The following is a 23422-nucleotide window of genomic DNA, read 5'->3' as shown; positions in this document are numbered from 1 at the left end:
CCGCGGATCGGACGGCGCGGGCTGCTGGCGGGGCTGGCCGCCGCCGGGGCGACCGCCGGGCTGAACCTGCTCGGCGTGTTCCCGCCCGCGCGGCAGGCCCTGGCCGCGGGGTTCCGCCTGACGGGGAACTACGACGTCTATCCGCGCTGCCCCTCGTATGCGCGCGACCACAACTGCTCCCCCGGGTGCGGACCGAGCCTGGTGTGCTCGGACTGCTGTCGCACCAGCGGCAAGCACAAGGGGTTCCACAAGTCGGGCGCGTCCCACCCGGGCAAGTACAAGCTGCGTCCCAACCAATGCCGCAGCGGCGGCTACGACGCCTGGCTGTGGGCGTACGCCGGCAAGTGCGGCAAATGCACCCGCGGTGTCACCTGGCGCTGCCACGACGGCTGGAAGAAGTCCAAGCGCGGCAATTGGTACAAGACCATCTGCCGTAAGGCGGTGTCCTGCCGCACCGCCCTGTCCCCGCAGCACGTCCCCGTTCCCGACATGGACATCGACATCGCCCCGGACGTGTTCGGCGGAGGCAAGAAATGAGGGCGGCCGCGCCCGGCCCGCGCGCCGCCGGGCGGCTGCGCCGCGCGCTGACCGAGCCGCTGCTCCCGGTGGCCGCGCCGGCGCTGCTCGCGGTGGCCGCGGCGGCGAGGGACGCGACCGTCCTGTGCTGGGCGTCGGTGGGGGCGCTGGCCGGGTACGCATTGTCGGGCTCGGTTTGAACACGCAACAGCGAATCGGCGCTGTTCTCGCCAGGTTGGCGGGGTTCGGTACGGCAGGGCGAGGTCCTGGCCGTTTTCACCCTCGGGCTGCTGCTCGGCGGGACGCTCACCGCGGGCGCGGTGTGGCTGCTGTCCGGTCTGGCGGCGCCGCTGCCGCCCGCCGTGCGGACGGGGGCGATCGTGGCGGTGGCGGCCCTCGGAGCCGCCCGCGATTTCGGCGTGGTGGCGCTGCGGCTGCCGCAGAACGCCCGCCAGATCCCTCAGGACGTGCTCATGAACCGCCCGCGGGCGGGCGCCCTTCAGTTCGGCTTCGAGCTGGGCACGGGCGTGCGCACCTACGTTCCGGCCACCACCCCGTACGTCCTGGCCCTCGGGCTGCTCCTCAGCCAGCAGGGCCCCGCGGCGACGCTCCTGGCCGGCGCCGCCTTCGGCGCGGGCCGCGCCGCCAGCGCCGTCCTCGCCTACCTCTCCCGGTCGCCCGATCGCGCCGCCGTCGTCGCGCTCCGCCTGCCGCTGCTGGTGAAGGGCGCCTCCCTGTCCGTGCTCACCGCCCTGACCTGGCTGTACCTGGGCTAGCGCACGTCCGTCGGCGGCGCGTTGGCGCGCCGGGGCGCGGGCCCGGGAACCCTCCGGGAGCGTGCCGCGTCGGTATGGGCGGGTTCGTTCGCTGGAAGGGTCGGCCGTGCACGGGTTCGCGTGGATGTGGGCGCCGGTCCTGACGCTGCTGTCCGCGCTGGTGAGCGTCGACGGCGGGCAGGGCGCGGCGCTGGCGTTGGCGCTGGCCGGGCTGATCACGGCCGTGGCGGCGGCCGCCGCCGTGCGGACCGAGCACCGCGCGTCGCCGGCGCGGGTCCGCACGACGCTGCGCGAACGGACCCTCCGCACGGCCTTCCTGCCGCAGCGCGACCCGGACGCGGCGGGGCGGCCGCGTCCCAGAGCCCCCGGAGCGGGGATCGCGACCGCGATCCGCTGATCTCCGACGTCCGAAGGGGCTTTCACTCATGTCTGTTGTCGATGTTCCGGTGTCGCTCGCCCATGATCTGGTGGCCGCGCTGGCGGACGCGCTCAGCCCGCTGGGCGACGGGCCGTCCGCGGCGGCGGCGATCGCCCTGGTGACCGTTGCGGTCCGGGCCCTGCTCGTGCCGCTGGCCGTCGCGCAGGCGCGCGCGGCGCGGGACCGCGCGCGGCTGCTTCCGAAGATCGAGGCGCTGCGGACGAGGCACGGCCGCGATCCGATGCGCCTGCGGCGCGAGCTGGGCGCGCTGTACACCCGGGAGGGCGTGTCGCCGTTCGCCGGGATCGGCCCGGCCCTGGCCCAGCTGCCGGTGTTCGCCGTCATGTACCGGCTGTTCGTGTCCGCCACTGTCAACGGGCACCAGAACCTGGTGCTCGCGCACACCCTGCTCGGCACGCCGCTAGGGCAGAACTGGATCGGCGTGATCGGGGCCTCCGGGCTCCTCGCGCCGCAGTCGCTGGTGTTCCTCGGGCTGTTCGCGCTGCTGGCGGCCGTGGCGTGGTGGTCGTCCCGGCAGACGGAGGGCCCGCTGCGGCTGCTGCCGTTCGGCTCGGTCGCGGTGGCGGCGTTCGTGCCGCTGGCCGCCGGGGTCTACCTGCTGGCGTCCACCGCGTGGACGGCGGCCGAGCGGGCCGTGCTGCGCCGACGGATCGCCATGGCGTGACGCCGGGGCGGCGCGGCCGCCGCGCCCACGGACAGCGCCCACGGACAGCGCCCACGGACAGCGCCCACGGACGGCGATCAGGCACGGCGTCACGGCAGCAGGCCGAGGCGTTCGGCGAGACGGGCGCGGTGGTGGCGGGGCGCGCCCAGCAGCAGCTCGTCGGTCTTGGCGCGCTTGTAGTACAGGTGCGCGTCGTGCTCCCAGGTGAAGCCGATGCCCCCGTGCAGCAGCAGGTGGTCCTTGGCGACCTGGAAATACGCCGGGCCGAGGAAGGACTGGGCGAACGCCGCCGCCACGGGCAGCTCCTCGGGGCTCTCGTCGGCCGCCCACGCCGCGTACCGGACGATCGACTCGGCCTGCTCCACTGTGCAGTGCATGTCGGCCAGCCTGTGCTTGACGGCCTGGAACGACCCGATGTACCGGCCGAACTGCACCCGCAGCTTGGCGTACTCGACGATCGCGTCCAGGCAGCGCCGCATCCCGCCCAGCTGTTCGGCGGCCAGCGCCACCGCGGCCAGGTCGAGGGCGTGGGCGACCGCCGCCCGCGGGTCCGCCGCGGCGATGCGGCGCCCGGGCGTGCCGTCCAGGTCGACGCGTGCCTGCGGACGGGTCAGGTCGAGCGTGGTCAGCGGCGTCCGCTCCCCGCCCTCGACCGCGAACAGGGCGGGGGCGCCGTCGAGGTCCGCCGCGACGAGGATCAGGTCGGCGGCGGCGCCGTCGAGCACGCACGGCAGGCTGCCGTCCAGCCGCCCGCCCCGTGTGGCGCGCGGCGGCGGCTCGCCGGGCAGCGGCACCGCGAACGTGGCCACCGTCCCCCCGGAGGCGATGCCGGGCAGCAGGTCCCCGGCCGCCTGCTCGTCGCCCGCGGCCAGCAGGAGGTTCGCCGCCAGCACGGCCGAGGCGAAGTACGGCGTCGGCGTGAGGGCGGCGCCCAGCTCCTCCATGACGACGGCGACCTCGGCGTGGCCCGCGCCCGCGCCGCCGTACGCCTCGGGGATCGCCAGGCCGGTCAGGCCCAGCTCCTCGGCCATGCGCCGCCACGCCTCGCGGTCGTAGGGCTCGTCCGACTCGGCGATCTCGCGGACGCGGGCCATCGGCGCGGTGTCGGCCAGGAACGCCCGCACCGTCGCGGCCAGGTCGCGCTGTTCCTCGGACAGGATCAGCCTCATCGGCCCGCCTCCTTTGCGCCCGCGCCCGTCTCCCCCGCGTCCTTCCCGCCCGTGTCCATCCCGCCCGCGTCTTTCCCGCCCGTGTCCTTCCCGCCCGTGTCCTTCGCGGCCGGCCGCTCGGCGTCCGCCCGCTTCGCCTGCGTCCCCACCTTCAGGTCGCGGAACGGGACGTCCCGGTCCACCTGCGGCTCGCGCGGCAGCCCCAGCACCCGGTCTCCGATGATGTTGCGCATGATCTCGTTGGTGCCGCCGCCGAGCGCCATGCCCGGCGCCCACGACAGCGCCCGCGCGATCCTGCCCTCGCCGTGCCCGCCGTACGCCACGGCCCGCGGGCCGAGGATCTCGGCGGCGATGCCGGCGGAGTCGAGCGTCAGCTCGGCCAGCAGCAGCTTGGCCACCGAGCCGCGCGCGCCCGGGTCGATCCCCGCCTTGACCTCCTGCGCCAGCCGCGCGTTGAACAGGTCGAACGCCCGCTCCCGCAGGTACAGGTCGACGAGCCGGTCGCGGACGGCGGGGTCGGCGAGCAGGCCCCGCTCGCGCGCCGCCCGCGACACCGCGGCGAAGGAGGCGGGCCGCTCGGTGCGGGCCGCGCCCGTCCCGATCGACACCCGCTCGTGCAGCAGCGTGGTGACGGCCGCCCGCCAGCCGCCGTTCACCTCCCCCACCACCCGGTCGGCGGGGATGCGCACGTCGTCGAAGTACACCTCGTTGAAGTGCGCCTCGCCGGTCATGTCCCGCAGCGGCCGGACGGTGACGCCCGGAGCGTGCATGTCGACGATGAACATCGTGATGCCCCGGTGCTTGGGCACGTCGGGGTCGGTGCGGGCGATGAGCAGGCCGAGGTCGGCCTGCCGCGCCACCGACGTCCACACCTTCTGCCCGTTGACCACCCAGCAGTCGCCGTCGCGGACGGCCCGGGTCTGCAGCGACGCCACGTCCGACCCGGCTCCCGGCTCGGAGAACAGCTGGCACCAGATCTCCTCGCCGCGCAGCAGCGGCGGCAGGTAGCGCCGCTTCTGCTCCTCGGTGCCGAGCGACAGGAGCGTCGGCCCGCACATGCCCAGGCCGATGCCGAACACCCCGATCGGCAGCGTCAGGTCGCGGGCGGCCTGCTGGAAGGCGCGCTCCTCGGCCGCCGACAGCCCCTGACCGCCGTACGCGGTGGGCCAGGTGATGCCGGAGTACCCCGCGTCGTGCAGACGGGCCATGAACGCCCGGGCCGTGGCCAGGTCGGGGTCGGGCGGCAGGTCGCGGGTGTTGGCCTCCAGCCATGCGCGGGCGCGGCGGCGGTACTCCTCCAGGTCCGTCACGGGCGGCTCCTTCGTCGACCGTCAGCGTTCACTTACGCTAGCGCGCCGCCCGCCGGGGCGGAACGACGCCCGGCCGGCTCCGGCCGCGGGCGCGCGGTCGCGTGAATCAACGGCCCCGCGCTGGGGACGTTCCAGGTCTCGGCGCCCGTACCGCGCCCCCGGCCGGCGGGAGGAGGACTTCCCGTGCCGGGCGGGGGAGATCCGGTAGCGTCGGGGCGAGTCAGCACGACGGGAGGACGAGCATGGCCGACAAGGGCGACATCGGCTGGCGGCTCGTGGCGGGCGCCGCCGCGTTCGCCGGCGGCTTCGCCGCCAAGAAGGTGATCACGCTGGCCTGGAAGAAGGCCACCGGCAAGGAGCCGCCGGCCAACCCCGAGTCCCCGGAGGTCGCGCTCAGCGAGGCCATCGGCTGGGCCGTGATCATGGGGGTGGGGATGGAGGTGGCCCGGCTGCTGGCCACGCGGGCCGCGGCGCGGCAGTGGGCCAAGGGCACCGGCGAGCTGCCCTCCCCGTTGAAGGCGGAGGTCTGACGCGCCCTGACCGGACGGCCGGTCCCCTCGGCGGCGCCGCCCGCGTATTGTGGTCGGTCCCGGGCACCGTCGGAAGGGACCGGCCACGATGCCTTTGCTGGACGCGATCAGGTTTCCTCTCGAGGACGAGCTGCGCGCCGAACGCCACAGGCTGATCAAGACCCTGGCGGAGCTGACGGACGAGGAGTTCGCGTCGGGTCGGACGCTGTGCGCGGGCTGGGCGCCGCGCGACGTGCTCGCCCATGTGATCGGTGTGGACTATCCCCTGGCCTTCTACCTGCCGCGCGGGCTGCGCATCAACGCCGCCAACCAGGCGCAGGTCGACCGCGTGCGCCGGCTGTCGCGGGACCGGCTGATGGAGTGGGCCGCGCACTGGGCCGACCATCCCAGCACCACCACCCGCGTCGCCGCGGTGTTCCTGCTCGGCGACCTCGGCGTCCACCACCAGGACATCCTGCGCGGGCTCGGCCGGGAACGCGACGTCCCGGACGCGGTCGCCTCCGCGATCCTGCGCGAGGGGGTGGAGCTGAGCCTGGCGCTGAACCGCCGCGTGCTGCGGTACCGCCTCGTGCCGACGGACGGCCGTCGGCCCATCGGACGGGGGCCGGAGGTGCGCGGCACGCGCGAGGCGCTGGGAATGTGGCTGGCCGGCCGCGACGAGGTGGCGGCGGAGCTCGAGTTCTCCTGACCGATACCGGCCAGAGCGACCGTTTCCGGTCGCCGGGCTCCTCGGCGCGGCGGCAGATGGCGGGGAACCGCCGGATCGAGGAGCTCCGGATGCGGGGTCTGGGGCAGGCCGGGACGATCCTGCCGACGCCGTCAGTGCTCGGACGGGGGCGGCGCCGGCGGCGGGAGCTGCCCCGCGGGACCGGGCGCGGGGCCGGGCGGCGGCAGCGGTCCGGCCGGCGCGTCGCCCGGGGCCTGCGGGCCCGGGCCGTCCGGCTGTGCCGTGTCCGATTTCGCCGCCGTGTCCGACTGCGCCGGGCCGTCGAGCTGTGCCGGGCCGTCCGGCCGGGTCAGCGGCGTTCTCGGGGACGGCACGGACCGCACGGTGAACAGGGCCGCGGGCGGCTGGGCGGGGGTGTTGCGGCGCAGGTCGGCGCGCACCGCGTCGGCGACGCGCTTGGTGGCCGTCCGGTTGAGGGCGGCGCCGGCGGCGGCGCCGGTGAGGAACGGCCCCATGGTGCCGAGGCTTCTGCCGAGACTGCGCATCAGCCGTTTGCGCAGGGCCGCCTTGGCGGCCGAGCCGAGCGCGTTGGTGAACGACCCGGCCTCCAGCGGGTTGATGCCGCGCCGCTTGGTCCAGGCGGTCAGGAACGCGGCGGCGCGGGCCGTGCCCGACCCCTGTACGCGCACCCCGTAGACCTCGTGCAGCTCGGCGATCAGCTTGACCTCGATCGCCGCGACCACCAGCGTCTCGGCGGCCAGCTGCGCCGGCGCGGTGAGCAGCAGCGGCGGGGCGGCGAACTGCGCCGCGGCCAGCGCGCCTCCGGCCGCGCCCACCGCCGTGGTCGCGTTGCACGCGACCCGGACGAGGCTGTCGGCGAGCTCCTCGCCCTCCAGCCCGCGATGGTGGGCGCGCAGCGTCTCCAGGTCGCGGACGGGGATGTGCGGGGCCGCGGCGGTCAGCACGTCGGCGAGCAGGCGCCCGCGCGCCAGACCCGCGGCGCCCGCCCGGCGCGCGGCGTCGCCCAGCAGGCGGGCCAGCCGCGCCAGCAGGCGGCCGCGGGTCTCGCGGTCCATGCCCTCGTCGACCGACAGCCGACCGATCAGTTCGCCGATCTCGGCGGAGGCGTCGTGGCCGACGCGCTCGACACCGGTCTCGGCACCGGTTGCGTCACCGGCATCGGCACCGGTCGCGGCGCCCTCGACGCCGCTTTCCGCACCGGTCGGGGAAACGTCCGCGTCCGACCGCATGATGGGACGCCCGCCCGGCGGGGCGTCCCCGCCGGGCGGGTTCGGCGTACCGTGGTGCGCCTCCCCCGCCGCGTATTCGCCGCGGTGCTCGTCCCCGGGGTCCCGCGTCACCGGCCGCTCCCGCCCGTCGCGCCGCCGAGCGGGCCTCAGGCGGCGCACTCGCGGCAGACGGGCTGGCCGTTCTTCTCGCTGGCCAACTGGCTGCGGTGGTGCACCAGGAAGCACCGGCTGCAGGTGAACTCGTCGGCCTGGCGGGGGACCACCCGGAAGGTGAGTTCCTCGTTCGACAGGTCGGCCCCGGGAAGCTCGGCGACCTCGCCGGCGTCCAGGTCCTCGTCGATGATGCTCGCGGCCTTGTCAGCGCGACGGGCCTGGAGCTCCTGCAGGCTGTCCTCGCCCAGGTCGTCGTCTGTCTTACGCGGGCTGTCGTAGTCGGTCGCCATCTTCTATCTCCATCCCCCTCAGTCCTTTATGCGCCCCGTCGCGCGGATCTAACGCTCGGGGGACTCGTCTTGTGCCCGATCCGGGCGGGAAATTCTGTCACGGGTAGTGACCCGTGACACGCAAGACGCGACCGGTATCAGTCGTGACACCGGTCACCGGGACCAGTCCCCCTATGTGTGTCGTCGGTCACATGTCCGGCCAGGTGTCACGGCTTTCGACAGGACCGGGACCCCCGGCGGGGCATCCCGCGGCGGCCGGATCATACCTGCCCCGCAGGGCTTGTGCGCACCGCCTCGGGGGCGGTGCGCGGCCGTGTCCGGCCGCCCGCCGATGAAGCGGCTCCGCGGTCGCCGTGCGGCGAACCGGAAGCTGCGGTGAAACGTCTGAACTAACGCGATATCGTGCCCGCCTGAGATGGGGGCGCGCCGCGTTGCGGACCGCCCGGCACGCGCCGGACGGGCCGGCACGGGGCCGGCGTTCACCACGCGGCACATCACTGCGGGTAAGTGGAGGGTCAGATGCCGGATGCCGCTCCCTTGGAGCCAGGCGATCCCCGGGCACTGGGACGGTACGAGGTCGTCGGACGGCTCGGTGCCGGCGGACAGGGATCGGTATTCCTCGGCCGCACCCCGGAAGGCGAGCACGTCGCGATCAAGCTGCTGCACGCCTCGATGGCCAACGACCCGTCGGCGCGGGCGCGCTTCACCCGCGAGGTGACCGCCGCGCAGCGGGTCGAGCCGTTCTGCACCGCCCGGGTGCTGGAGGCCGACGTGCACGGCGACCAGCCGTATGTGGTCAGCGAGTACATCGACGGCCCCTCGCTGCACGACGTGGTGGTGCACAACGGCCCGCGCGGCCCCGAGGAGCTGGAGCGGCTGGCGATCGGCACCGCGACCGCGCTCGCGGCCATCCACGAGGCCGGCATCGTCCACCGCGACTTCAAGCCCAACAACGTGATGCTGGCGCCGGACGGCCCGCGCGTGGTCGACTTCGGCATCGCCCGCAGCGTCAACTCCCAGGAGAGCGCCGTCACCGCCACCGGCATGGTGGTGGGCACCCCCGGTTACCTGGCGCCCGAGCAGCTCACCGGGGCGCCGCTCACCCCCGCGGTCGACATCTTCGCCTGGGGCGCCACGATGGTGTTCGCGGCCACCGGGCAGTCGCCGTTCGAGGCCGACACGCTGCCGGTCATCATCAACCGCATCCTCAACGACGAACCCGACCTGTCGGCGCTGCCCGCCGGGCCGCTGCGCGACCTGGTGGGCCAGTGCCTGTCCAAGGACGCCGGGCTGCGCCCCCCGGCCGCGCAGCTGCTGCTGAACCTCCTCGGCCACGTGGGCGCGGCGCCCACGGGCGCGACGGCGGGCGGGCAGGCCCTGCTCGACCAGGGCACCCGGATCGCCGCCCAGCTGCCGGCGCCGCCGCCGGTGCCGTCCGCGCCCGCGCGGCAGCCGTCGCCGCGGCAGCCGATCACGCCGCCGCCGATGCCGATGAACGCGGGACCGAGCACCCCGCCGCCGCAGCCGATCACCCCGCCGCCGATGCCGATGTACCAGCCCGCGGCCGGTCCGGCGGTTCCCCGGCCCCCGGGCCCGCCCGGACCGCCGACGCGACCGGGGTTCGCGCCGCCGCCCGCCCAGTCGTCGTCGTCCAGCGCGCCGGTGATCATCGGCGTGGGCTGCGCCGTGCTGGCGGTGCTGGTGATCCTCGTGGTCGTGGTCGTGGCGCTCGCGTCCGGCGAGGAGGACCGGCCCCTGCCGCTGCCCACCTACACGCCGCCGACGCCGACCTCCTCGTCGACGTTCAGCGCCGAGAACGGCATCACCGGCACCTACACCGGCACCGGCTACCAGCCCGGCGCGCCGACGGGGCGCACCATCTTCAAGACGCGCTTCTTCCTCATCCGCAGCGCGGGCAACGCCACGTACACCTACAGCGACTCGGAGACCTGCCGCACCATGCTGTCGCTGCTGCGCGGCTCCAGCACCGACTCCAAGATCGTGTACCGGGAGACGCCGTTCGGCGGGACCTCGAAGGACGACTGCGCCGCCGGCTACCTGACGTTCCAGCCGTCGCCGAGCGGGGCGTACCTGCGGTGGGAGTGGCGGACGACGCTGAGCGACACCGCCCGGGCGCAGGCGTACGGCACCGTGTACCGACAGTAGGGGGCGCCATGGCGGAGATCGCCCCGCTCCGCCCGGGCGACCCCGAACGCCTGGGCGCCTACCGGCTGACGGGCCTGCTGGGCGAAGGCGGCCAGGGCTCGGTGTACCTGGCCGAGGACGACGACGGGCGGCGCGTCGCGATCAAGCTGCTGCACGCCCGGTTCAGCGGCGACGCCAAGGCCAGGTCCCGGTTCGCCGCCGAGCTCGAGGTGGCGCGGCGCGTGTCGCCGTTCTGCACCGCCCGCATCCTGGACGCCGACGTGGAGGGCGACCGGCCCTACATCGTCAGCGAGTACATCGACGCGCCGTCGCTGTCGGAGGTGCTGGCCGCCGAGGGCCCGCGCTCGGGCGGCGACCTGGACCGGCTGGCGATCGGCACGATGACGGCGCTGGCCGCCATCCACCAGGCCGGCGTCGTGCACCGCGACTTCAAGCCCGCCAACGTGCTGGTCGCCCCGGACGGGCCCCGGGTGATCGACTTCGGCATCGCCCGGGCGCTGGACGCCACGGGCACCATGTCCAGCACCGCCGTCGGCACGCCCGCCTACATGGCGCCCGAGCAGATCACCGGCGCCCCCATCGGCCCGCAGGCGGACGTGTGGGCCTGGGGCGCCACGATGGTGTACGCGGCCACCTGCCGCGCCGCGTTCGGCCAGGACTCCATCCCCGCGGTCATGCACCGCATCCTCCATCTGCCGCCGGACCTGGGCGCGCTCACCGAGCCGCTGCGCGGCCTGGTCGCCCACTGCCTGATCAAGGACCCGGCGGCGCGGCCGTCGTCGCACCAGGTGCTGATGCAGCTGCTGACGCTGGCGGGCAGCCCGCCCCGGCCCGCGGCCGGTCCGGGCGCCGAGGCGCAGTCGGCGATCCTCACCCAGGGCGCCGAGGCGGCCGCCACGGACACGCTGGTCCTTCAGCCGCAGGCGGCCCCCGCGGCCCCCGCCCACCCGGTGGTCGGCGGGCAGACGCCCATCCCGTCCCCCACTGGGCAGGCGCCCGTCCCGACCCCGACGGGGGCCGTGGCGCCGCCCGCGCCGCCGTACGGGTTCCCCCAGGGCGGGCAGGGCGGCCACGCCGGTCCCGGACCGGCCGTCCCCGGCCCCGGCCACAGCACGCCGGGCGGGGCATGGGCGCCGCCGCAGACGCCCGTCCCCGGCGGCGGACCGGACGCGGCGTCCTGGCCGGGGCTGCCGACGACGTCGCCGGGCGCTCCCGGGAAGGGGCCCGGGCGGCGCGGCATGGGCGTGCTGGCCGCGGGCGGCGGCGCCGCGCTCGTCGCCCTGATCGTCGGCGCGAGCGTGGTGATCACGCAGCTGGACGGCGACGGCGGCCGGCGCGGCCCGCAGACGCCCAAGCAGGGCGGGGAGGTGCGGCTGGCGCTGGAGGCGCCCCTGTCCGAGAACGGCGAGATCGACCCCGGCCACGCGGGGTTCGGCACCGGACGCACCCTGGCCAAGGCGCTGTTCACCGGGCTCATGGAGGTCACCAAGGACGGCACGGTGCGTCCCCGCCTGGCGCGCGACGTCCGGCCCGACCAGGCCTGCCGCCAGTGGACGATCGACATCAAGCCGGGCACGACCTTCTCCAACGGGGAGCCCGTGGACGCCGAGGCGTTCGCGCGGGGCTGGAGCCGCCACGCCGCCGGCGAGGCCGGCTATCTCATGGAGGACATCAAGGGGTACGCGGCGGTCGCGAACGGCCGGTCGCGGACGCTCGAGGGCGTGCACGCGGCGGGCGGCGTCCTGCGGGTGGAGCTCGACAAGACCGACTGCGAGTTCCCCAAGCGCCTCGCCGACCCGATCTTCGCCCCGGTGCCCAGGGCGGCGGGCGACAAGGACAACCGGGACTACAACCTCGCCCCGGTCGGCAACGGCCCGTTCAAGCTGCAGTCCTACACGCCGAGGCAGACGGCGACGCTGGTCCGCAACGACCGGTGGGCGTTCGGCAAGAGCAAACTCGACCGGGTGACCGTCCGGCTGACCGAGTCCACCGCCCAGCAGCTCTCCGCGTTCACGGGGGGCCTGGCCGACTGGGCCGCCGTGGACGCCGACGATCCGGGGGCCTCCCCGCGCCTGAACGACATGAAGACCCGCATCGGCACGACCCAGCGGATGCTGGTTCCGATCACCAAGCGGGGCCCGATGCGCAGCCGCGAGGCGCGGCTCGCCGTCTCGTACGCGCTCGACCGCCGGCAGATCGCCGACACCGTGACCCACGGGTTCGGCCGTCCCGCGACCGGCCTGGTGTCGCCCGCCGTCCCCGGGTTCTCCGAGGGCGGCGCGTGCCCGTCGTGCCAGGGCCCGGACGCCGCGCGCGCCAAGCAGCTCGCCCAGGCCGCCGGGCTCGGGCCGGGCACCCGGGTGAACCTCTACGTGCGCAGCATCGGCACCTACCGGTACTGGTGCGAGGTGGTCCGGCAGCAGCTGCGGCAAGTGCTCGGCTGGGACGTGCAGCTGCGCGTCGTGGACGTGCAGGACTTCACCCGGGAGGTCACGGGCAAGGACGCCCAGGGCCTGATCGCGCTGGGCTGGCGGCCCGACTACCCGTCGGCGTACTCGGTGCTGCAGCCGCTGCTGGGCGGCGACCAGATCGCCACGGCCGACAACGGCCGCAGCAACTACGGCGGCTGGCGCAACGCGGCGTTCGACAAGGAGCTGGCGAACGCGATCGGCGCCCGGGACGAGGGCGCCCGCACGCGCGTCCTGCGGTCGGCCGAGAAGATCGCCCTGGACGACATGGCCATCATCCCGGTGTGGACGGACCAGTGGGCCGCCCTGGCGTCCGACAAGTTCACCGGCCTCGACCTCGACTTCGACGGCGACCCGACCCTGGCCACCGCCGCCCGCAAGTGACGGCGGGACGCGCGGCGCGCCCGGTCAGGCGAGCGGCAGGCGCACGGTCACGATGAGGCCGCCGCCCGCGCGCGGCGCGGCGTACACCATGCCGCGGTGGGCCAGCACCACCGAACGCACGATCGACAGCCCCAGCCCGGCGCCCTTGGCCGACTCGACGCGGTCGGCGTTGAGCCGGCGGAACGGCTCGAACAGGCGGTCCACCTCGTAGGCGGGCACGACCGGCCCGGTGTTCTCCACCTGCACGGTGGCGTAGCCGTCGAGCACGCCCGTGCGGACCCACACCTCGCCGCCGTCGTCGTTGTGCTTGACCGCGTTGTCGACCAGGTTCGACACCAGGTGCTCCAGCAGCACCGGATCGCCGAGCGTGGTGCCGGCGGTGAGCTCGCGGTGGACGGCGACGTCGTTGTCGTGCCCGCGCTTGGCGTGCGTCTCCAGCACCGTGGACGCCACCTCGGCCAGGTCCACCGGGGTGCGGGTGGTGAGCTGGCGTTCGCTGCGGGCCAGCAGCAGCAGTCCTTCGATCAGCCGTTCGTGGCGGGCGTTGGTGGCCAGCAGCGTGCGGCCCACCGTCTTCAGGTCGTCGGACGCGTCGGGGTCGCCGAGCGCCACCTCCAGCAGCGTCCGGTTGATCGCCAGCGGCGTGCGCAGCTCGTGCGAGGCGTTGGCGACGAACCGGCGCTGGGCGTCGAACGCCTGGCTGAGCCGCTCCAGCATCGCGTCGAAGGTGTCGGCCAGCTCCTTGATCTCGTCGTCGGGCCCCTCCAGCGCGATCCGCTCGTGCAGGGTGCTCTCCGACAGCCGCCGCGCGGTCGCGGTCACCTTCTGCAGCGGGCTGAGCGCCCGGTCGGCGACGAAGTAGCCCAGCACCACGGCGGTGATCCCGACCCCGACCAGCGCCACCAGCGACCGGCTGACCAGCCGCTGCATGGTCAGCTCCTTGAGCACCTGCGGGTCCAGCGGCCCGGACGGCGTGTAGATCACATAGCCGCGCGGGAACACCGAGTTGAGGATCGAGCCGACCAGCAGGTAGGTGGCGAACAGCAGCAGCGCCCCGGCCATGAAGAACAGCAGCCCGTACAGCACCGTCAGGCGCAGCCGGACGCTCATCCGGGTCGGCAGCGCGCGCAGGTCGGCCGCGAGGGACCCGACGCCGCGGCGGTCGCCCTTGCCGCCGTGCGGCGGCGGGAAAGGCCCGGTGGCGCCGGGCGGCATGGGCTGGGGCCCGGGCTGCGGTCCGGGGTGGGGCCCGGGGTGGGGCGCGGGGTGGGGCGCGGACGGCGTCACAGGCGGTATCCCACTCCCGGGACCGTCTCGATGATCGGCGGGTCCCCGAGCTTCTTGCGCAACGTCATCATCGTGACCCGGACCACGTTGGTGAACGGGTCGATGTGCTCGTCCCATGCCTTCTCCAGCAGCTGCTCGGAGCTCACCACGGCGCCGTCCGCCCGCATCAGTACCTCCAGCACGGCGAACTCCTTGCGGGTCAGGTCGATCGGACGGCCGTCGCGGTGCACCTCGCGGCGGGCCGGGTCCAGGGTGATCCCGGCGCGTTCCAGCACCGGCGGCAGCGGCGTCGCGGCGCGGCGCCCCAGGGCCCGCACCCGGGCGATCAGCTCGGCGAACGCGAACGGCTTGGCGAGGTAGTCGTCGGCGCCGATGGACAGGCCCTCGACCTTGTCGTCCAGTTCGCCCGCGGCGGTCAGCATGATGATGCGCGCGGGGTACCGCCGGGACACCAGCTGCTTGCACACCTCGTCGCCGTGCACCTTGGGCAGGTCGCGGTCGAGCACGATGACGTCGTAGTCGTTGACCTGCGCCCGGTCGAGCGCGCCGGCGCCGTCGTAGGCGACGTCCACGGCGAGCGCCTCCCGGCGCAGGCCGGTGGCGATCGCGTCCGCGAGGACCCGCTCGTCCTCTACGACCAGTACACGCACTGCGTCCCCTCCTCGGCTGTCACCCCGGCCACGGCGTCCAGGTATGCCACGCCCACCGTAAGGCCTCGGTAAGTCCCCAGATCAGACGGGGTCTCGCGGGCGAGCGGGCGGCGATGCAAGCGGTGATGAAAATTTCATCGCAAATCAGGTTTATCGCGATGTCGGAGGTGGGTAAGCAGGGTCTGCATCTGGGAGGGAGGTCCATGGGCGAGCTGTCACGTGCGATCCAGCAGCGCCTCGACGACGCCTACGAGTCGCTGCGCCACGCCCGCGCCGTCGGCGACACCTACCTGGCCGACATCCGTCAGGAGGAGATCAAAGAACTGCGTCGGATCGCAGCGAACCACGACATCGGCGTCGAGCCGCCGCGCTGCGAGTGACGCGTCCTCGGCCTGGAGCAGTGAGCCCATCGAGCGCGTGGGCCCGCTGCTCTTCGCCGAGACGCCAGGGGGACGCCCCCCTGAAACCCCCGACAGAAGAGCAGCGTGCCCGCAAAGGCCCGTTAGGCCGCTGCTTCCGTAAGCATGCCCCGGGATGGCCCGGCGTGAGCCTCAGTCGCGGGCGGGGTCGAGCGGGGCCAGCAGGTCGTGCAGCTCCTCCCAGAGGCCCGGCGCGGCGGCGATGACGAGCTCCGGACCGGCCGGGGCGCCGTTCAGTCCGGCCACGCGGCCGCCCGCCTCCCGGACGATCAGCGCGCCCGCGGCGATGTCCCAGGCCTGCACGCCGCGCTCGTAGTAGGCGTCGACGCGCCCGGCGGCCAGCGAGCACAGGTCCGCCGAGCACGAGCCGCCACGGCGGATGTCGCGCACGTTCGGCAGCACCCCGGTGAGCACCTCGGCCTGACGGGCGCGGCGCCGCGCCTCGTACCCGAACCCGGTGGCCACCAGCGCCCGGTTCAGCGGGACGCCGGTGTTGCAGCGCAGTTCCCGGGTGCCGGCGGCGGTGTGCAGCAGGGCGCCCCGGCCGCGCGCCGCCGTGAAGGTCTCGCCGCGCCGCGGCAGGTCGACCGCGCCCGCCACGACCTCGCCGTCCACCTCGGCGGCCACGCTGACCCCCCAGTCGGGCAGGTCGTACAGGTAGTTCACGGTGCCGTCGATCGGGTCGATCACCCAGCGGACGCCGCTGCCCCCGTCCCGCGTGCCGCCCTCTTCGCCGAGGAAGCCGTCGTCGGGCCGCGCGGCCCGGATCCGCTCGATGATCAGCGTTTCGGCGGCCCGGTCCATCTGCGTGACCACGTCGGTCGGGCTCGACTTGGTCTGCACCACGTCCGGCCCGTCGGCCGGCCGCTTGTCCACCAGCATCCGCCCGGCCTCCCGGGCCACGGCCACGGCCAGTTCCAGCAGCTCCTCGGGCAGGCTGCTCACCCTCATCCCCCTCATCGCGGTCTCGTGGTCGTGTCTCGCGGCCGTCAGCGGCCCGCCCGCGGCGGGGCCGCGCCGACCGACTCGGTGATCAGCTCGCGGGGCAGCGCGGCGAAGCGCGGGTCGGCCGAGGGCGTCGGGACGCGCTCGAACCGCAGGCCCAGCGCGGCCGCCTTGTCCGCCGCCTCGACGTCCAGGTCGTACTTGACCTCCATGTGGTCGGACACGAAGCCGATCGGCACGACCGCCACCGCGCCGACGCCCTGGCCCGCCAGCTCCTCCAGGTGGTCGCAGATGTCGGGCTCCAGCCACGGCTGGCTCGGCGGGCCGCTGCGGCTCTGGTAGGCCAGCGTCCAGGGGCGGCCCGGGGCGGCCCGCTCGGCGACGGTCGCCGCCACGTCCTGCAGCTCCGCGACGTAGTCCGCGCGGCCCGGCTGCGCCAGCGGCACGCTGTGCGCGGTGAACACCAGGCGGGCGTCCTCCGGCAGGCGCGCCAGCGCGTCGCGCACGCCGTCGACGAAGGGGTCGATGAACCCGGACCTGCGGCAGTACACCGGCAGCTTGTCGATCTGGGGGGCTTCCGGCACTTCGGCGCGTGCGCGGGCGATGTCCTCCACGTACTGCTGGTGCGTCGAATAGCCGCTGTAGGCGGAGGTGACGAACGCGGCGGCGCGCCGTACGCCGTCGGCGGCCATCTGGCGGACCGTGTCGGCCAGGTACGGCGTCCAGTTGCGGTTGCCCCAGTACACCGGCAGGTCGATGGAGTGCGCGGCCAGGTCGGCCTCGATGGCCGCCTTCAGGCGGCGGCACTGCTCGTTGATGGGGCTGACGCCGCCGAACCGGTAGTAATGCTCGGCGACGCTCTCCAGGCGCTCGCGGGGGACGTTCCGGCCGCGGGTCACGTTCTCCAGGAACGGCATCACGTCGTCGGGTCCCTCGGGCCCCCCGAAGGACACCAGCAGCAACGCGTCGTACTCCGTCGTGGGCGCGTCGCTCATCGGGTCGCTCCGATCGCGGTCATGGTCCCATCCAACCAGCCGCGCCGACATGCCGCGCGCACCCCCACGCCGAACGGCCGGCGACCCCTTGGCGGCGGTACGGCGTCCAGGCGTGGGTCTAGTCGTAGCGGACGGCGTAGGCCTTGGCCAGGTTGAGGACCTTCTGCACGTACCAGTCGGCGTGGTTGTAGGCCCAGATCGCCTGGTAGAGGTGCCGTCCGCCCTTGCCCGCGCCGTGGGCGCACAGGTAGCGGGCCGCGGCGGGGACGGCATCGTACGGGTTCATGATGTCGGCCTTGCCGTCGCCGTCGCCGTCGACGCCGTAGGACCGCCACGTGGACGGCAGGAACTGCATGGGGCCGAGCGCTCCCGCGCTGGAGCGGCCCGCGTTGCGGCCGTGGTCGCTCTCCACCTGGCCGATGGCGGCGAGCACCGTCCACGACAGTCCGGGGCAGCTGCGGGCGGCCTCCTTGTAGAGGTCCAGGTAGCTGCCGGGACGTCCGCCCGCGTCGGGTGGCGCTTGGTAGCGCCGCTCGTGCAGGTTCACCACGTCGGCGTTCCGTCCCAGGATCTTCTTCACGGTCGCGGTGAGGCGGGCCGCGTCCGTCCCGGGAGCGTTGATCAGGATCGCCACGTTGGGCACCAGGCCCATCTCGGCGCCGGTCTTCTTGCTGACCAGCATGTCGATGCCGGGCAGGCCCAGGGTGCCCGAGCCGCCCATCTCCAGGTACGGGATGGTGCGGGCCACCACCGGGTAGCGCATGCCCTCGGCGAGCCGCAGCTGGTCGGCCGCGGCCGTGGAGACCACGAACCGGTCGGCGGCCAGCGCCTCCCACAGCTCGTTGCGCTTGGCGGTGCCCGGCGGCGTCCACGACCGGAACTGCGAGGGGTCGACGGCGAAGGTGTTGACCCCGCGTCCCTGCAGCTGCACCGCGCCGCCCGCGACGGCGATGACGTCCCGCACCCGGCGCAGCCTGCCGATCTTGGCGATCTCGGTGCGGCGGATCGGGCCGCCTCGGAAGACGGCCAGCACGTCGGGGGGCACCACCCGCCGCAGCGGGGCCACCTTGCGTTCTTCGGCGATGTTGGCGACCGGGCCGGGGAACGCCGGCTCCCGAGGGGGCGCGGCGGTCGCGCGGGGCGCGCCGCGTTCGCCGTCGACGCTCCACGCCGCGTAGACGCCGCCTCCGAGGTTCCCCGAACACAGCACGGCGATGACGGCCACGGCTGCCTTCAGACCGCGGCGGCGGCCGCCTGAGGGGCGGGGTGCGGTCGCGCCGTTCCGGGACGTGTTCCGCCGCTTCTTCGACGCCTGCTTCGTGCCTTGCGGCCGGGTGGGGGCATGCGGACGCGAGGAGGAAGCCACAACCATTCCCAACGAGAGTCGCTGCGTCTCGGTTACAGGTCTTTGCAGGTGTTACGTCCGGGTAGCGTGATCACGTTCTGACCTCAGGAGGTTCGCGTCGTCGGTCGCGCCACGGGGGACCGGGGGCATGCCGCGCGCGTCCGGGCTCAGAAAGCGTCAAGGGGGGTTCGAGGTTACCCGGGAGTCGCCCGGGTTGGGGGAAAGGGGGCCAAGGGTGGCCAACGCGTACCGGGAGCTGCTCGCCGTTCCCGGGGCCCGGCTGTTCGTCGCCGCGGGTCTGGTCGGACGCATGTCGATGGCGATGGTGGGGATCGGCATCGTCCTGCTCGTGTCGGCCGTCACCGGGTCGTACGGCATCGCCGGGGCGGTATCGGCGACGCTGTCGCTGTCGTACGCCTTGGGCGGGCCGATGAGCGCGCGGCTCGCGGACCGGTACGGGCAGCACCGGGTGCTGGTGCCGCTGGCGCTGGCCAACGCCGCCGGGTTCACCGCGCTGATCCTGTGCGCCGAGCTGAGCCTGGCGCCCTGGACGCTGTTCCCCACCGCAGCGCTGGCGGGGCTGACGCAGCCGTCCCTGGGGGCGTGGGTGCGGGCGCGCTGGTCGCACGTGCTGCGGCGGCGTCCCGCGCGGCTGAACGCGGCGTTCTCCTTCGAGTCGGTGGTCGACGAGGCGATCTTCGTCACGGGTCCGCTGCTGGTCACGGCGCTGGCCACGGGCGTGCATCCGGCGGCCGGGCTGGGCGCGTCGGCCTTGTTCACCCTGGTGGGCTGCCTGGCGCTGGCGGTGCAGCGCGGCACCGAGCCGCCGCCGCGTCCGCGCGAACCGGGCCGGGGCGGCACGCCGTTCGGCAACCCGGGGCTCATGGTGCTCGCCCCGGTGTTCCTGATGCTGGGCGTGGTGTTCGCGGCGATCGACGTCAGCGGGGTGGCGTTCGCGGAGGCGGAGGGGCACAAGTCCCTGGCTGGAGTGCTGCTGGGCTGCTACGCGCTGGGCAGCGGCACGGCCGCGCTGTGGTACGGGGCGCGCGCCTGGCGCAGCCGCCTGGACCGGCGCTTCCGCGTCGGCCTGGTGCTGCTGGCCGCGGGGCTGGTGCCGCCCGTGCTGGTGGACGACCTGTTCCTGATGATGGCCGTGGTGTTCTTCTCCGGGCTGGCCATCTCCCCCACGGTGATCCCCGGATACGGGCTGGTGGAGCGGCTGGTGCCGCCCCACCAGCTCACCGAGGGCCTGGCGATGGTGTCGACGCTGGTGGGAGTGGGGCTGGCGATCGGGTCGTCGATCGCGGGGCGGGTCGTGGACGCGCGGGGCGCCGACGCCGCGTTCCTGGTGCCGCTCACCGCGGCGCTCGCGGCGGCGGCGATCGGGCTTGCCGGGACGCGCCGCCTGCGCACCGGCGAACCGTGACCGCGGCCCTCCCGAAAGAAGAACATGAACTTTCCTCACGAACGGTGCGGCGAGTAGAGTCCTCCCATGTCCCCCACGAGCACGCAGACTTGGCGGAATTGGGCGGGCAATCAACGCGCCGTCCCGCAGCGCGTCCTGGCGCCCCGCGACACCGCGGAGGTCGTCGCCGCCGTCCGCGCGGCCGCCGACGAGGGGCGCACCGTCCGGATGATCGGCACCGGCCACTCCTTCACCGGGGCGGCGGCGACCGACGGCATCATGCTGCGCCCCGACCGGCTGACCGCCGTGCGCTCCGTCGACACCGCCAGTCGGCTGGTCACCGTCGAGGCGGGCCTGCCCTTGCACGCTCTGAACCGGTTCTTGGACGAGCACGGGCTGGCGCTGGCCAACATGGGAGACATCCAGCAGCAGACCGTCGCGGGCGCCCTGCAGACCGCCACGCACGGCACCGGACGCGACGTCGCCGGGCTCGCCTCCCAGGTCGCCGCCCTGGAGATGGTCCTCGCCGACGGCAGCGTGGTCACCTGCTCCCGCGACGAACGCCCCGACCTGTTCGACGCGGCGCGCGCGGGCGTCGGCGCGCTCGGCATCGTCACCGCCATCACCTGGCGCACCGTCCCCCGCTTCCTGCTGCGCGCGCAGGAGCAGCCGATGAAGTGGGACGAGGTGCTGGCGCGGACCGACGAGTTCGCCGCGGAGAACGAGCATTTCGAGTTCTACTGGTTCCCGCACACCGACGGGTGCCTGACCAAGCGCAACAACCGCGTGGACGGCCCGGCCGAGCCGTTGCCCAAGTACCGGTACTGGTTGGACGACCAGTTCCTGTCCAACACGGTGTTCGGCGTCCTGAACCGCGTCACGCACCGCGTGCCCGCCGTCACCCCGCGACTCAACGGCATCTCCGCCAGGGCACTGGGCGCGCGCACGTACACCGACACCTCCTACAAGGTGTTCACCAGCCCGCGCACCGTCCGCTTCAAGGAGCAGGAGTACGCGATCCCGCGCGACATGCTCCTGCCGACGCTGCGGGAACTGCGGGCGCTGTTCGACAAGCGCGACTGGCGCATCAGCTTCCCGATCGAGGTGCGCGTGCTGCCGCCCGAGGACGCGTGGCTGTCGATGGCCTACGACCGTCCCACCGCGTTCATCGCGGTGCACGTCTACCACCGCGACCCCCACGAGGACTACTTCCGGGGAGTGGAGGAGCTGATGACCGCGATCGGCGGCCGCCCCCACTGGGGCAAGCTCCACACCCGCGACGCGGCGTACCTGGAGACGGTGTATCCGCGCTTCAACGACTTCCTCGCCCTGCGCAACGAACTGGACCCGGACCGCCGCTTCGCCAACCCCTACACCCGCCGCGTCTTCGGCGACTGAGCCCGCCCGGAGGTCGGTCACCGAGAGACACCGTCCGGGGTGTCGCGGGGGTCGGCGCCGCCTTGGTCGCCGCCCGTGTCCTGACCGCCTCCGGGGACGCTCGACGGTGCCTGCGTGGGAGTGCTGGGCGGCGTGCTCGTCGTGGGACGCGACGAGGGCGCCTGCGGCGTGGCGGTGGTGGGCGCAGGCGCCGGTTCCGGAGACTCCTGCCGCGTCGGCTCCACGGACGGGCCCGTAGAGGGGGCGGACGGGTCGCCGGTGGGCTGCTCGGACGTGCCGGGCGCGGGCGTGACGTCGTCGGTCCCACCGCCGCTGCCGCCGCCCCCGCGGAAGACGTTGTTGAGGGTCGTCCCCTTTTCGCCGCTGTTGCCGATGGGCTTGCCGGTCTGCCACTCGTACAGGCTGATGCCGCCCATGACGGCCGCGAAGACCACGGCCGACGACAGCAGCAGCACCTTCCAGCGCCGCCTGGCCCACGCGACCGTGGCGGCGAACCCGGTGCGCCGCCCTGTGGTCACAGCCTCATCGACCTCCTCGTGCACGAGGGTCTTGGCCACCGCTCGGGCCGGGTCGTCCACCGGAGGTGGCAGGGCCGCGTCGACGCGGGTGGCATTGGGATCCGCGCCCGGCGCCCTGGGAGTCAACGCACCCGGATCCAGGCGAGTCGCGTCGGGGTCGGACAGGCGCGTGCTCGCATCCGGGCGTGTGGCATTGGGGTCTCCTACGGAGTGCGCTCCGTGGGGCCAGGCAACGGTGCGAGTGGGGTCCGGGCTGGTGGCCTCCCGTGCCACCTCGCGCGCGGCCTCCTGGGCCCTCCCCTGGAGCTGTTCCTTGCCCTGGTCCAGGTAGTGCTTGCAGACGGCCGTGCCGACGGTGGACGCCACGCTCATAAAGGCCGCGCCGATGACCGTCCCGTACACGCCCAGGTACGACGCTCCCCAGGCGGCGGCCAACGTGGCGACACCGCTGGCGATGAGCTGGGTGGTACTGAGATCCGGCAGCCGCCGCCGCGTCGACGACACTCGACGACACTCCCCCTCGAACGTCCTCCGCGTGCCCATAAGGTCCCAAAACGTGAACTAGCGACCCGTTTGAGGGTGTTCCTGACGCGGACGTGACGATGGCAACTTCATGACGGGAGCGCGACGCGTGCATTCGGGACTGGAGCCGCGGCCCCTGGATCGGGCACAGTGTGGAAAAGGATCCACAAGAATCAGAAAGGGCGCCCCCGGCCGGACCGCCGCACGGGCAAGCTAGGTCAGGTGCCCTCTTCGGCCTCCTGAAGAGGGCTTCGAGAGCGGCGATGTTCGGACATGCCGGGTACGGTGCTGGCAGCAGGTGTGTCCGAAAGAGAGACTCGGGAATCCGGGGGAAGGGCACGCATGCGCCCTCAGTGCCGTCAGGAAGGGCAGGAAGGACACGCATGCAGGAGCTGCGCCTCGTCGCGGTCAGCGAGGACGGTACGTACCTCGTCCTGGCAACCGCGGGTCGAGGCACCCGGTTCACCCTGCCCGTCGACGATCGGCTGCGTGCAGCGGTCCGTGGGCACTTCTCCCGCCTCGGCCAGTTCGAGATCGAAGTGGAGAGTCCCTTGCGCCCCAAGGAGATCCAGGCTCGCATCCGGTCGGGCGAGACGGCGGAGGAGATCGCAGAGTCCGCCGGGATACCGGTGGAACGCGTCCGCTGGTTCGAGGGCCCGGTCCTGCAGGAACGCGAGTACATGGCCCAGCAGGCCCAGCGGGTCGCGGTGCGGCGGCCGGGCGATTCGACCCCGGGCCCGCCGCTCGGCGAGACCGTCGAGGAGCGCCTCGGGCGCAGCGGGGTGGACCTCGAAGAGGTCGAGTGGGACTCCTGGAAGTGCGAGGACAACACCTGGCGGGTGCGCCTGTCGTTCTTCGAGAACGGCCGCCCGCACGCCGCCGAGTGGGTGTTCGACCCGCGGCGCCGCCACGTGTCGCCGCTGGACGAGGTGGCCGCGCGGCTGAGCGCCGTCGACTGGGACGAGGACGACGACTCGCTCGGCGACACCGTCACGCCGCTGATGCCGCGCCGGCCCGCGATGAAGGTGGTCAGCGACGTGCGCGACCTGGGCCTCGGCCCGGCGCCGGTGCCCGGTCCGCTGCCCGGCCCGGCGCGCGGGCTGCCCGCCGGGTACGAGCCGCCCGGGGAGCGCGGCGCCGGGCGTCCCGGCGACCC

Annotated in this window: 23 protein-coding genes; 13 read left to right on the top strand and 10 right to left on the bottom strand. The window is 74.2% G+C overall.

Annotated features, from left to right (window positions below):
• The 5 genes from AR3_RS31270 to AR3_RS24635 form a co-directional block, all read left to right on the top strand.
• The coding region (locus AR3_RS31270) for a hypothetical protein (protein ID WP_217998742.1) at positions 1-537 on the top strand (537 nt) is incomplete at its 5' end.
• Positions 534-716: a hypothetical protein gene (locus tag AR3_RS24650; RefSeq protein ID WP_067917312.1), complete on the top strand. Its 183-nt coding sequence runs from the start codon at positions 534-536 to the stop codon at positions 714-716. The genes AR3_RS31270 and AR3_RS24650, both read left to right, overlap by 4 nt.
• A gap of 120 nt (positions 717-836) precedes the next feature.
• A complete protein-coding gene (locus AR3_RS24645) occupies positions 837-1292 on the top strand; it encodes a hypothetical protein (RefSeq protein WP_217998739.1) in 456 nt (151 codons plus the stop codon).
• A gap of 106 nt (positions 1293-1398) precedes the next feature.
• Complete coding sequence (locus AR3_RS24640) at positions 1399-1689, top strand: DUF6412 domain-containing protein (RefSeq protein WP_067917309.1); 291 nt, start codon at positions 1399-1401, stop codon at positions 1687-1689.
• A gap of 28 nt (positions 1690-1717) precedes the next feature.
• Positions 1718-2395, top strand: a complete 678-nt coding sequence (locus AR3_RS24635) for a YidC/Oxa1 family membrane protein insertase (protein ID WP_067917307.1) — start codon at positions 1718-1720, stop codon at positions 2393-2395.
• An 89-nt stretch (positions 2396-2484) separates the two neighbouring features.
• Here the strand turns inward: AR3_RS24635 and AR3_RS24630 are convergent, their stop codons facing one another.
• Together AR3_RS24630 and AR3_RS24625 are read right to left on the bottom strand one after the other, a co-directional pair.
• Positions 2485-3564, bottom strand: coding sequence for an acyl-CoA dehydrogenase family protein (locus AR3_RS24630; protein ID WP_067917305.1), 1080 nt, complete (start codon positions 3562-3564; stop codon positions 2485-2487).
• The gene (locus tag AR3_RS24625) at positions 3561-4874 is read right to left on the bottom strand and encodes an acyl-CoA dehydrogenase family protein (protein WP_217998737.1); all 1314 of its coding nucleotides are present in this window, start codon (positions 4872-4874) and stop codon (positions 3561-3563) included. The genes AR3_RS24630 and AR3_RS24625 overlap by 4 nt, the downstream gene beginning before the upstream one ends.
• Before the next feature lie 242 nt (positions 4875-5116).
• Between AR3_RS24625 and AR3_RS24620 the strand changes: the two genes are divergently transcribed.
• The gene (locus AR3_RS24620; protein ID WP_067917303.1) at positions 5117-5404 is read left to right on the top strand and encodes a DUF4235 domain-containing protein; all 288 of its coding nucleotides are present in this window, start codon (positions 5117-5119) and stop codon (positions 5402-5404) included.
• An 88-nt stretch (positions 5405-5492) separates the two neighbouring features.
• On the top strand, positions 5493-6092 hold the full coding sequence (locus AR3_RS24615) for a maleylpyruvate isomerase family mycothiol-dependent enzyme (protein WP_067917301.1): 600 nt from the start codon (positions 5493-5495) through the stop codon (positions 6090-6092).
• A 131-nt stretch (positions 6093-6223) separates the two neighbouring features.
• On the opposite strand, the gene AR3_RS32810 is transcribed toward AR3_RS24615, so the two are convergent.
• Both AR3_RS32810 and AR3_RS24605 read right to left on the bottom strand, forming a co-directional pair.
• Complete coding sequence (locus AR3_RS32810) at positions 6224-7432, bottom strand: hypothetical protein (RefSeq protein WP_313819756.1); 1209 nt, start codon at positions 7430-7432, stop codon at positions 6224-6226.
• Positions 7433-7467: 35 nt separating this feature from the next.
• Entirely contained in the window at positions 7468-7764 is a 297-nt protein-coding gene (locus AR3_RS24605) for a DUF4193 domain-containing protein (RefSeq protein ID WP_067917299.1), read from the bottom strand.
• A gap of 519 nt (positions 7765-8283) precedes the next feature.
• On the opposite strand from AR3_RS24605, the gene AR3_RS24600 reads away from it, so the two are divergent.
• The gene (locus tag AR3_RS24600; RefSeq protein WP_067917297.1) at positions 8284-9930 is read left to right on the top strand and encodes a serine/threonine-protein kinase; all 1647 of its coding nucleotides are present in this window, start codon (positions 8284-8286) and stop codon (positions 9928-9930) included.
• Positions 9931-9938: 8 nt separating this feature from the next.
• Entirely contained in the window at positions 9939-12782 is a 2844-nt protein-coding gene (locus AR3_RS24595) for an ABC transporter substrate-binding protein (RefSeq protein ID WP_067917295.1), read from the top strand.
• A 24-nt stretch (positions 12783-12806) separates the two neighbouring features.
• Here AR3_RS24595 and AR3_RS24590 read toward each other — a convergent pair whose 3' ends face one another.
• Complete coding sequence (locus AR3_RS24590) at positions 12807-13997, bottom strand: sensor histidine kinase (protein ID WP_067917293.1); 1191 nt, start codon at positions 13995-13997, stop codon at positions 12807-12809.
• A gap of 68 nt (positions 13998-14065) precedes the next feature.
• A complete protein-coding gene (locus tag AR3_RS24585) occupies positions 14066-14719 on the bottom strand; it encodes a response regulator transcription factor (RefSeq protein WP_067917291.1) in 654 nt (217 codons plus the stop codon).
• 203 nt (positions 14720-14922) lie between these two features.
• Between AR3_RS24585 and AR3_RS31265 the strand changes: the two genes are divergently transcribed.
• Positions 14923-15099, top strand: a complete 177-nt coding sequence (locus tag AR3_RS31265; protein ID WP_169803884.1) for a hypothetical protein — start codon at positions 14923-14925, stop codon at positions 15097-15099.
• 171 nt (positions 15100-15270) lie between these two features.
• Here AR3_RS31265 and AR3_RS24580 read toward each other — a convergent pair whose 3' ends face one another.
• The 3 genes from AR3_RS24580 to AR3_RS24570 form a co-directional block, all read right to left on the bottom strand.
• On the bottom strand, positions 15271-16089 hold the full coding sequence (locus tag AR3_RS24580; RefSeq protein ID WP_067917289.1) for an inositol monophosphatase family protein: 819 nt from the start codon (positions 16087-16089) through the stop codon (positions 15271-15273).
• A 38-nt stretch (positions 16090-16127) separates the two neighbouring features.
• Complete coding sequence (locus tag AR3_RS24575; protein WP_067917287.1) at positions 16128-17078, bottom strand: ferrochelatase; 951 nt, start codon at positions 17076-17078, stop codon at positions 16128-16130.
• A gap of 118 nt (positions 17079-17196) precedes the next feature.
• Positions 17197-18303 (bottom strand): lytic transglycosylase domain-containing protein, encoded by a 1107-nt coding sequence (locus AR3_RS24570; RefSeq protein WP_227023063.1) that lies wholly within the window; start codon positions 18301-18303, stop codon positions 17197-17199.
• A gap of 355 nt (positions 18304-18658) precedes the next feature.
• On the opposite strand from AR3_RS24570, the gene AR3_RS24565 reads away from it, so the two are divergent.
• Both AR3_RS24565 and AR3_RS24560 read left to right on the top strand, forming a co-directional pair.
• The gene (locus AR3_RS24565) at positions 18659-19849 is read left to right on the top strand and encodes an MFS transporter (RefSeq protein ID WP_067917282.1); all 1191 of its coding nucleotides are present in this window, start codon (positions 18659-18661) and stop codon (positions 19847-19849) included.
• Between the two features lie 66 nt (positions 19850-19915).
• Entirely contained in the window at positions 19916-21226 is a 1311-nt protein-coding gene (locus AR3_RS24560; RefSeq protein ID WP_067917280.1) for an FAD-linked oxidoreductase, L-gulonolactone oxidase family, read from the top strand.
• Between the two features lie 17 nt (positions 21227-21243).
• Here the strand turns inward: AR3_RS24560 and AR3_RS24555 are convergent, their stop codons facing one another.
• Positions 21244-22248 (bottom strand): hypothetical protein, encoded by a 1005-nt coding sequence (locus AR3_RS24555; RefSeq protein ID WP_067917278.1) that lies wholly within the window; start codon positions 22246-22248, stop codon positions 21244-21246.
• 401 nt (positions 22249-22649) lie between these two features.
• Between AR3_RS24555 and sepH the strand changes: the two genes are divergently transcribed.
• Positions 22650-23422 (top strand): septation protein SepH (gene sepH, locus AR3_RS24550; protein WP_245637924.1); only part of this gene is annotated, 773 nt, incomplete at its 3' end.

This window comes from Actinomadura rubrobrunea NBRC 15275 (assembly GCF_001552235.1).
Lineage (GTDB): Bacteria > Actinomycetota > Actinomycetes > Streptosporangiales > Streptosporangiaceae > Spirillospora > Spirillospora viridilutea.
This window is presented reverse-complemented; position numbering and strand designations above follow the sequence as displayed.

What these genes read in the sequence shown, in the direction of transcription:
- AR3_RS24650 (WP_067917312.1), top strand. Translation starts at nt 534, where the DNA reads ATGAGGGCGGCCGCGCCCGGCCCGCGCGCCGCCGGGCGGCTGCGCCGC.
- AR3_RS24635 (WP_067917307.1), top strand. Translation starts at nt 1,718, where the DNA reads ATGTCTGTTGTCGATGTTCCGGTGTCGCTCGCCCATGATCTGGTGGCC.
- AR3_RS24630 (WP_067917305.1), bottom strand. Translation starts at nt 3,564, where the DNA reads ATGAGGCTGATCCTGTCCGAGGAACAGCGCGACCTGGCCGCGACGGTG.
- AR3_RS24620 (WP_067917303.1), top strand. Translation starts at nt 5,117, where the DNA reads ATGGCCGACAAGGGCGACATCGGCTGGCGGCTCGTGGCGGGCGCCGCC.
- AR3_RS24615 (WP_067917301.1), top strand. Translation starts at nt 5,493, where the DNA reads ATGCCTTTGCTGGACGCGATCAGGTTTCCTCTCGAGGACGAGCTGCGC.
- AR3_RS24605 (WP_067917299.1), bottom strand. Translation starts at nt 7,764, where the DNA reads ATGGCGACCGACTACGACAGCCCGCGTAAGACAGACGACGACCTGGGC.
- AR3_RS24600 (WP_067917297.1), top strand. Translation starts at nt 8,284, where the DNA reads ATGCCGGATGCCGCTCCCTTGGAGCCAGGCGATCCCCGGGCACTGGGA.
- AR3_RS24595 (WP_067917295.1), top strand. Translation starts at nt 9,939, where the DNA reads ATGGCGGAGATCGCCCCGCTCCGCCCGGGCGACCCCGAACGCCTGGGC.
- AR3_RS24590 (WP_067917293.1), bottom strand. Translation starts at nt 13,997, where the DNA reads ATGCCGCCCGGCGCCACCGGGCCTTTCCCGCCGCCGCACGGCGGCAAG.
- AR3_RS31265 (WP_169803884.1), top strand. Translation starts at nt 14,923, where the DNA reads ATGGGCGAGCTGTCACGTGCGATCCAGCAGCGCCTCGACGACGCCTAC.
- AR3_RS24580 (WP_067917289.1), bottom strand. Translation starts at nt 16,089, where the DNA reads ATGAGGGTGAGCAGCCTGCCCGAGGAGCTGCTGGAACTGGCCGTGGCC.
- AR3_RS24575 (WP_067917287.1), bottom strand. Translation starts at nt 17,078, where the DNA reads ATGAGCGACGCGCCCACGACGGAGTACGACGCGTTGCTGCTGGTGTCC.
- AR3_RS24560 (WP_067917280.1), top strand. Translation starts at nt 19,916, where the DNA reads ATGTCCCCCACGAGCACGCAGACTTGGCGGAATTGGGCGGGCAATCAA.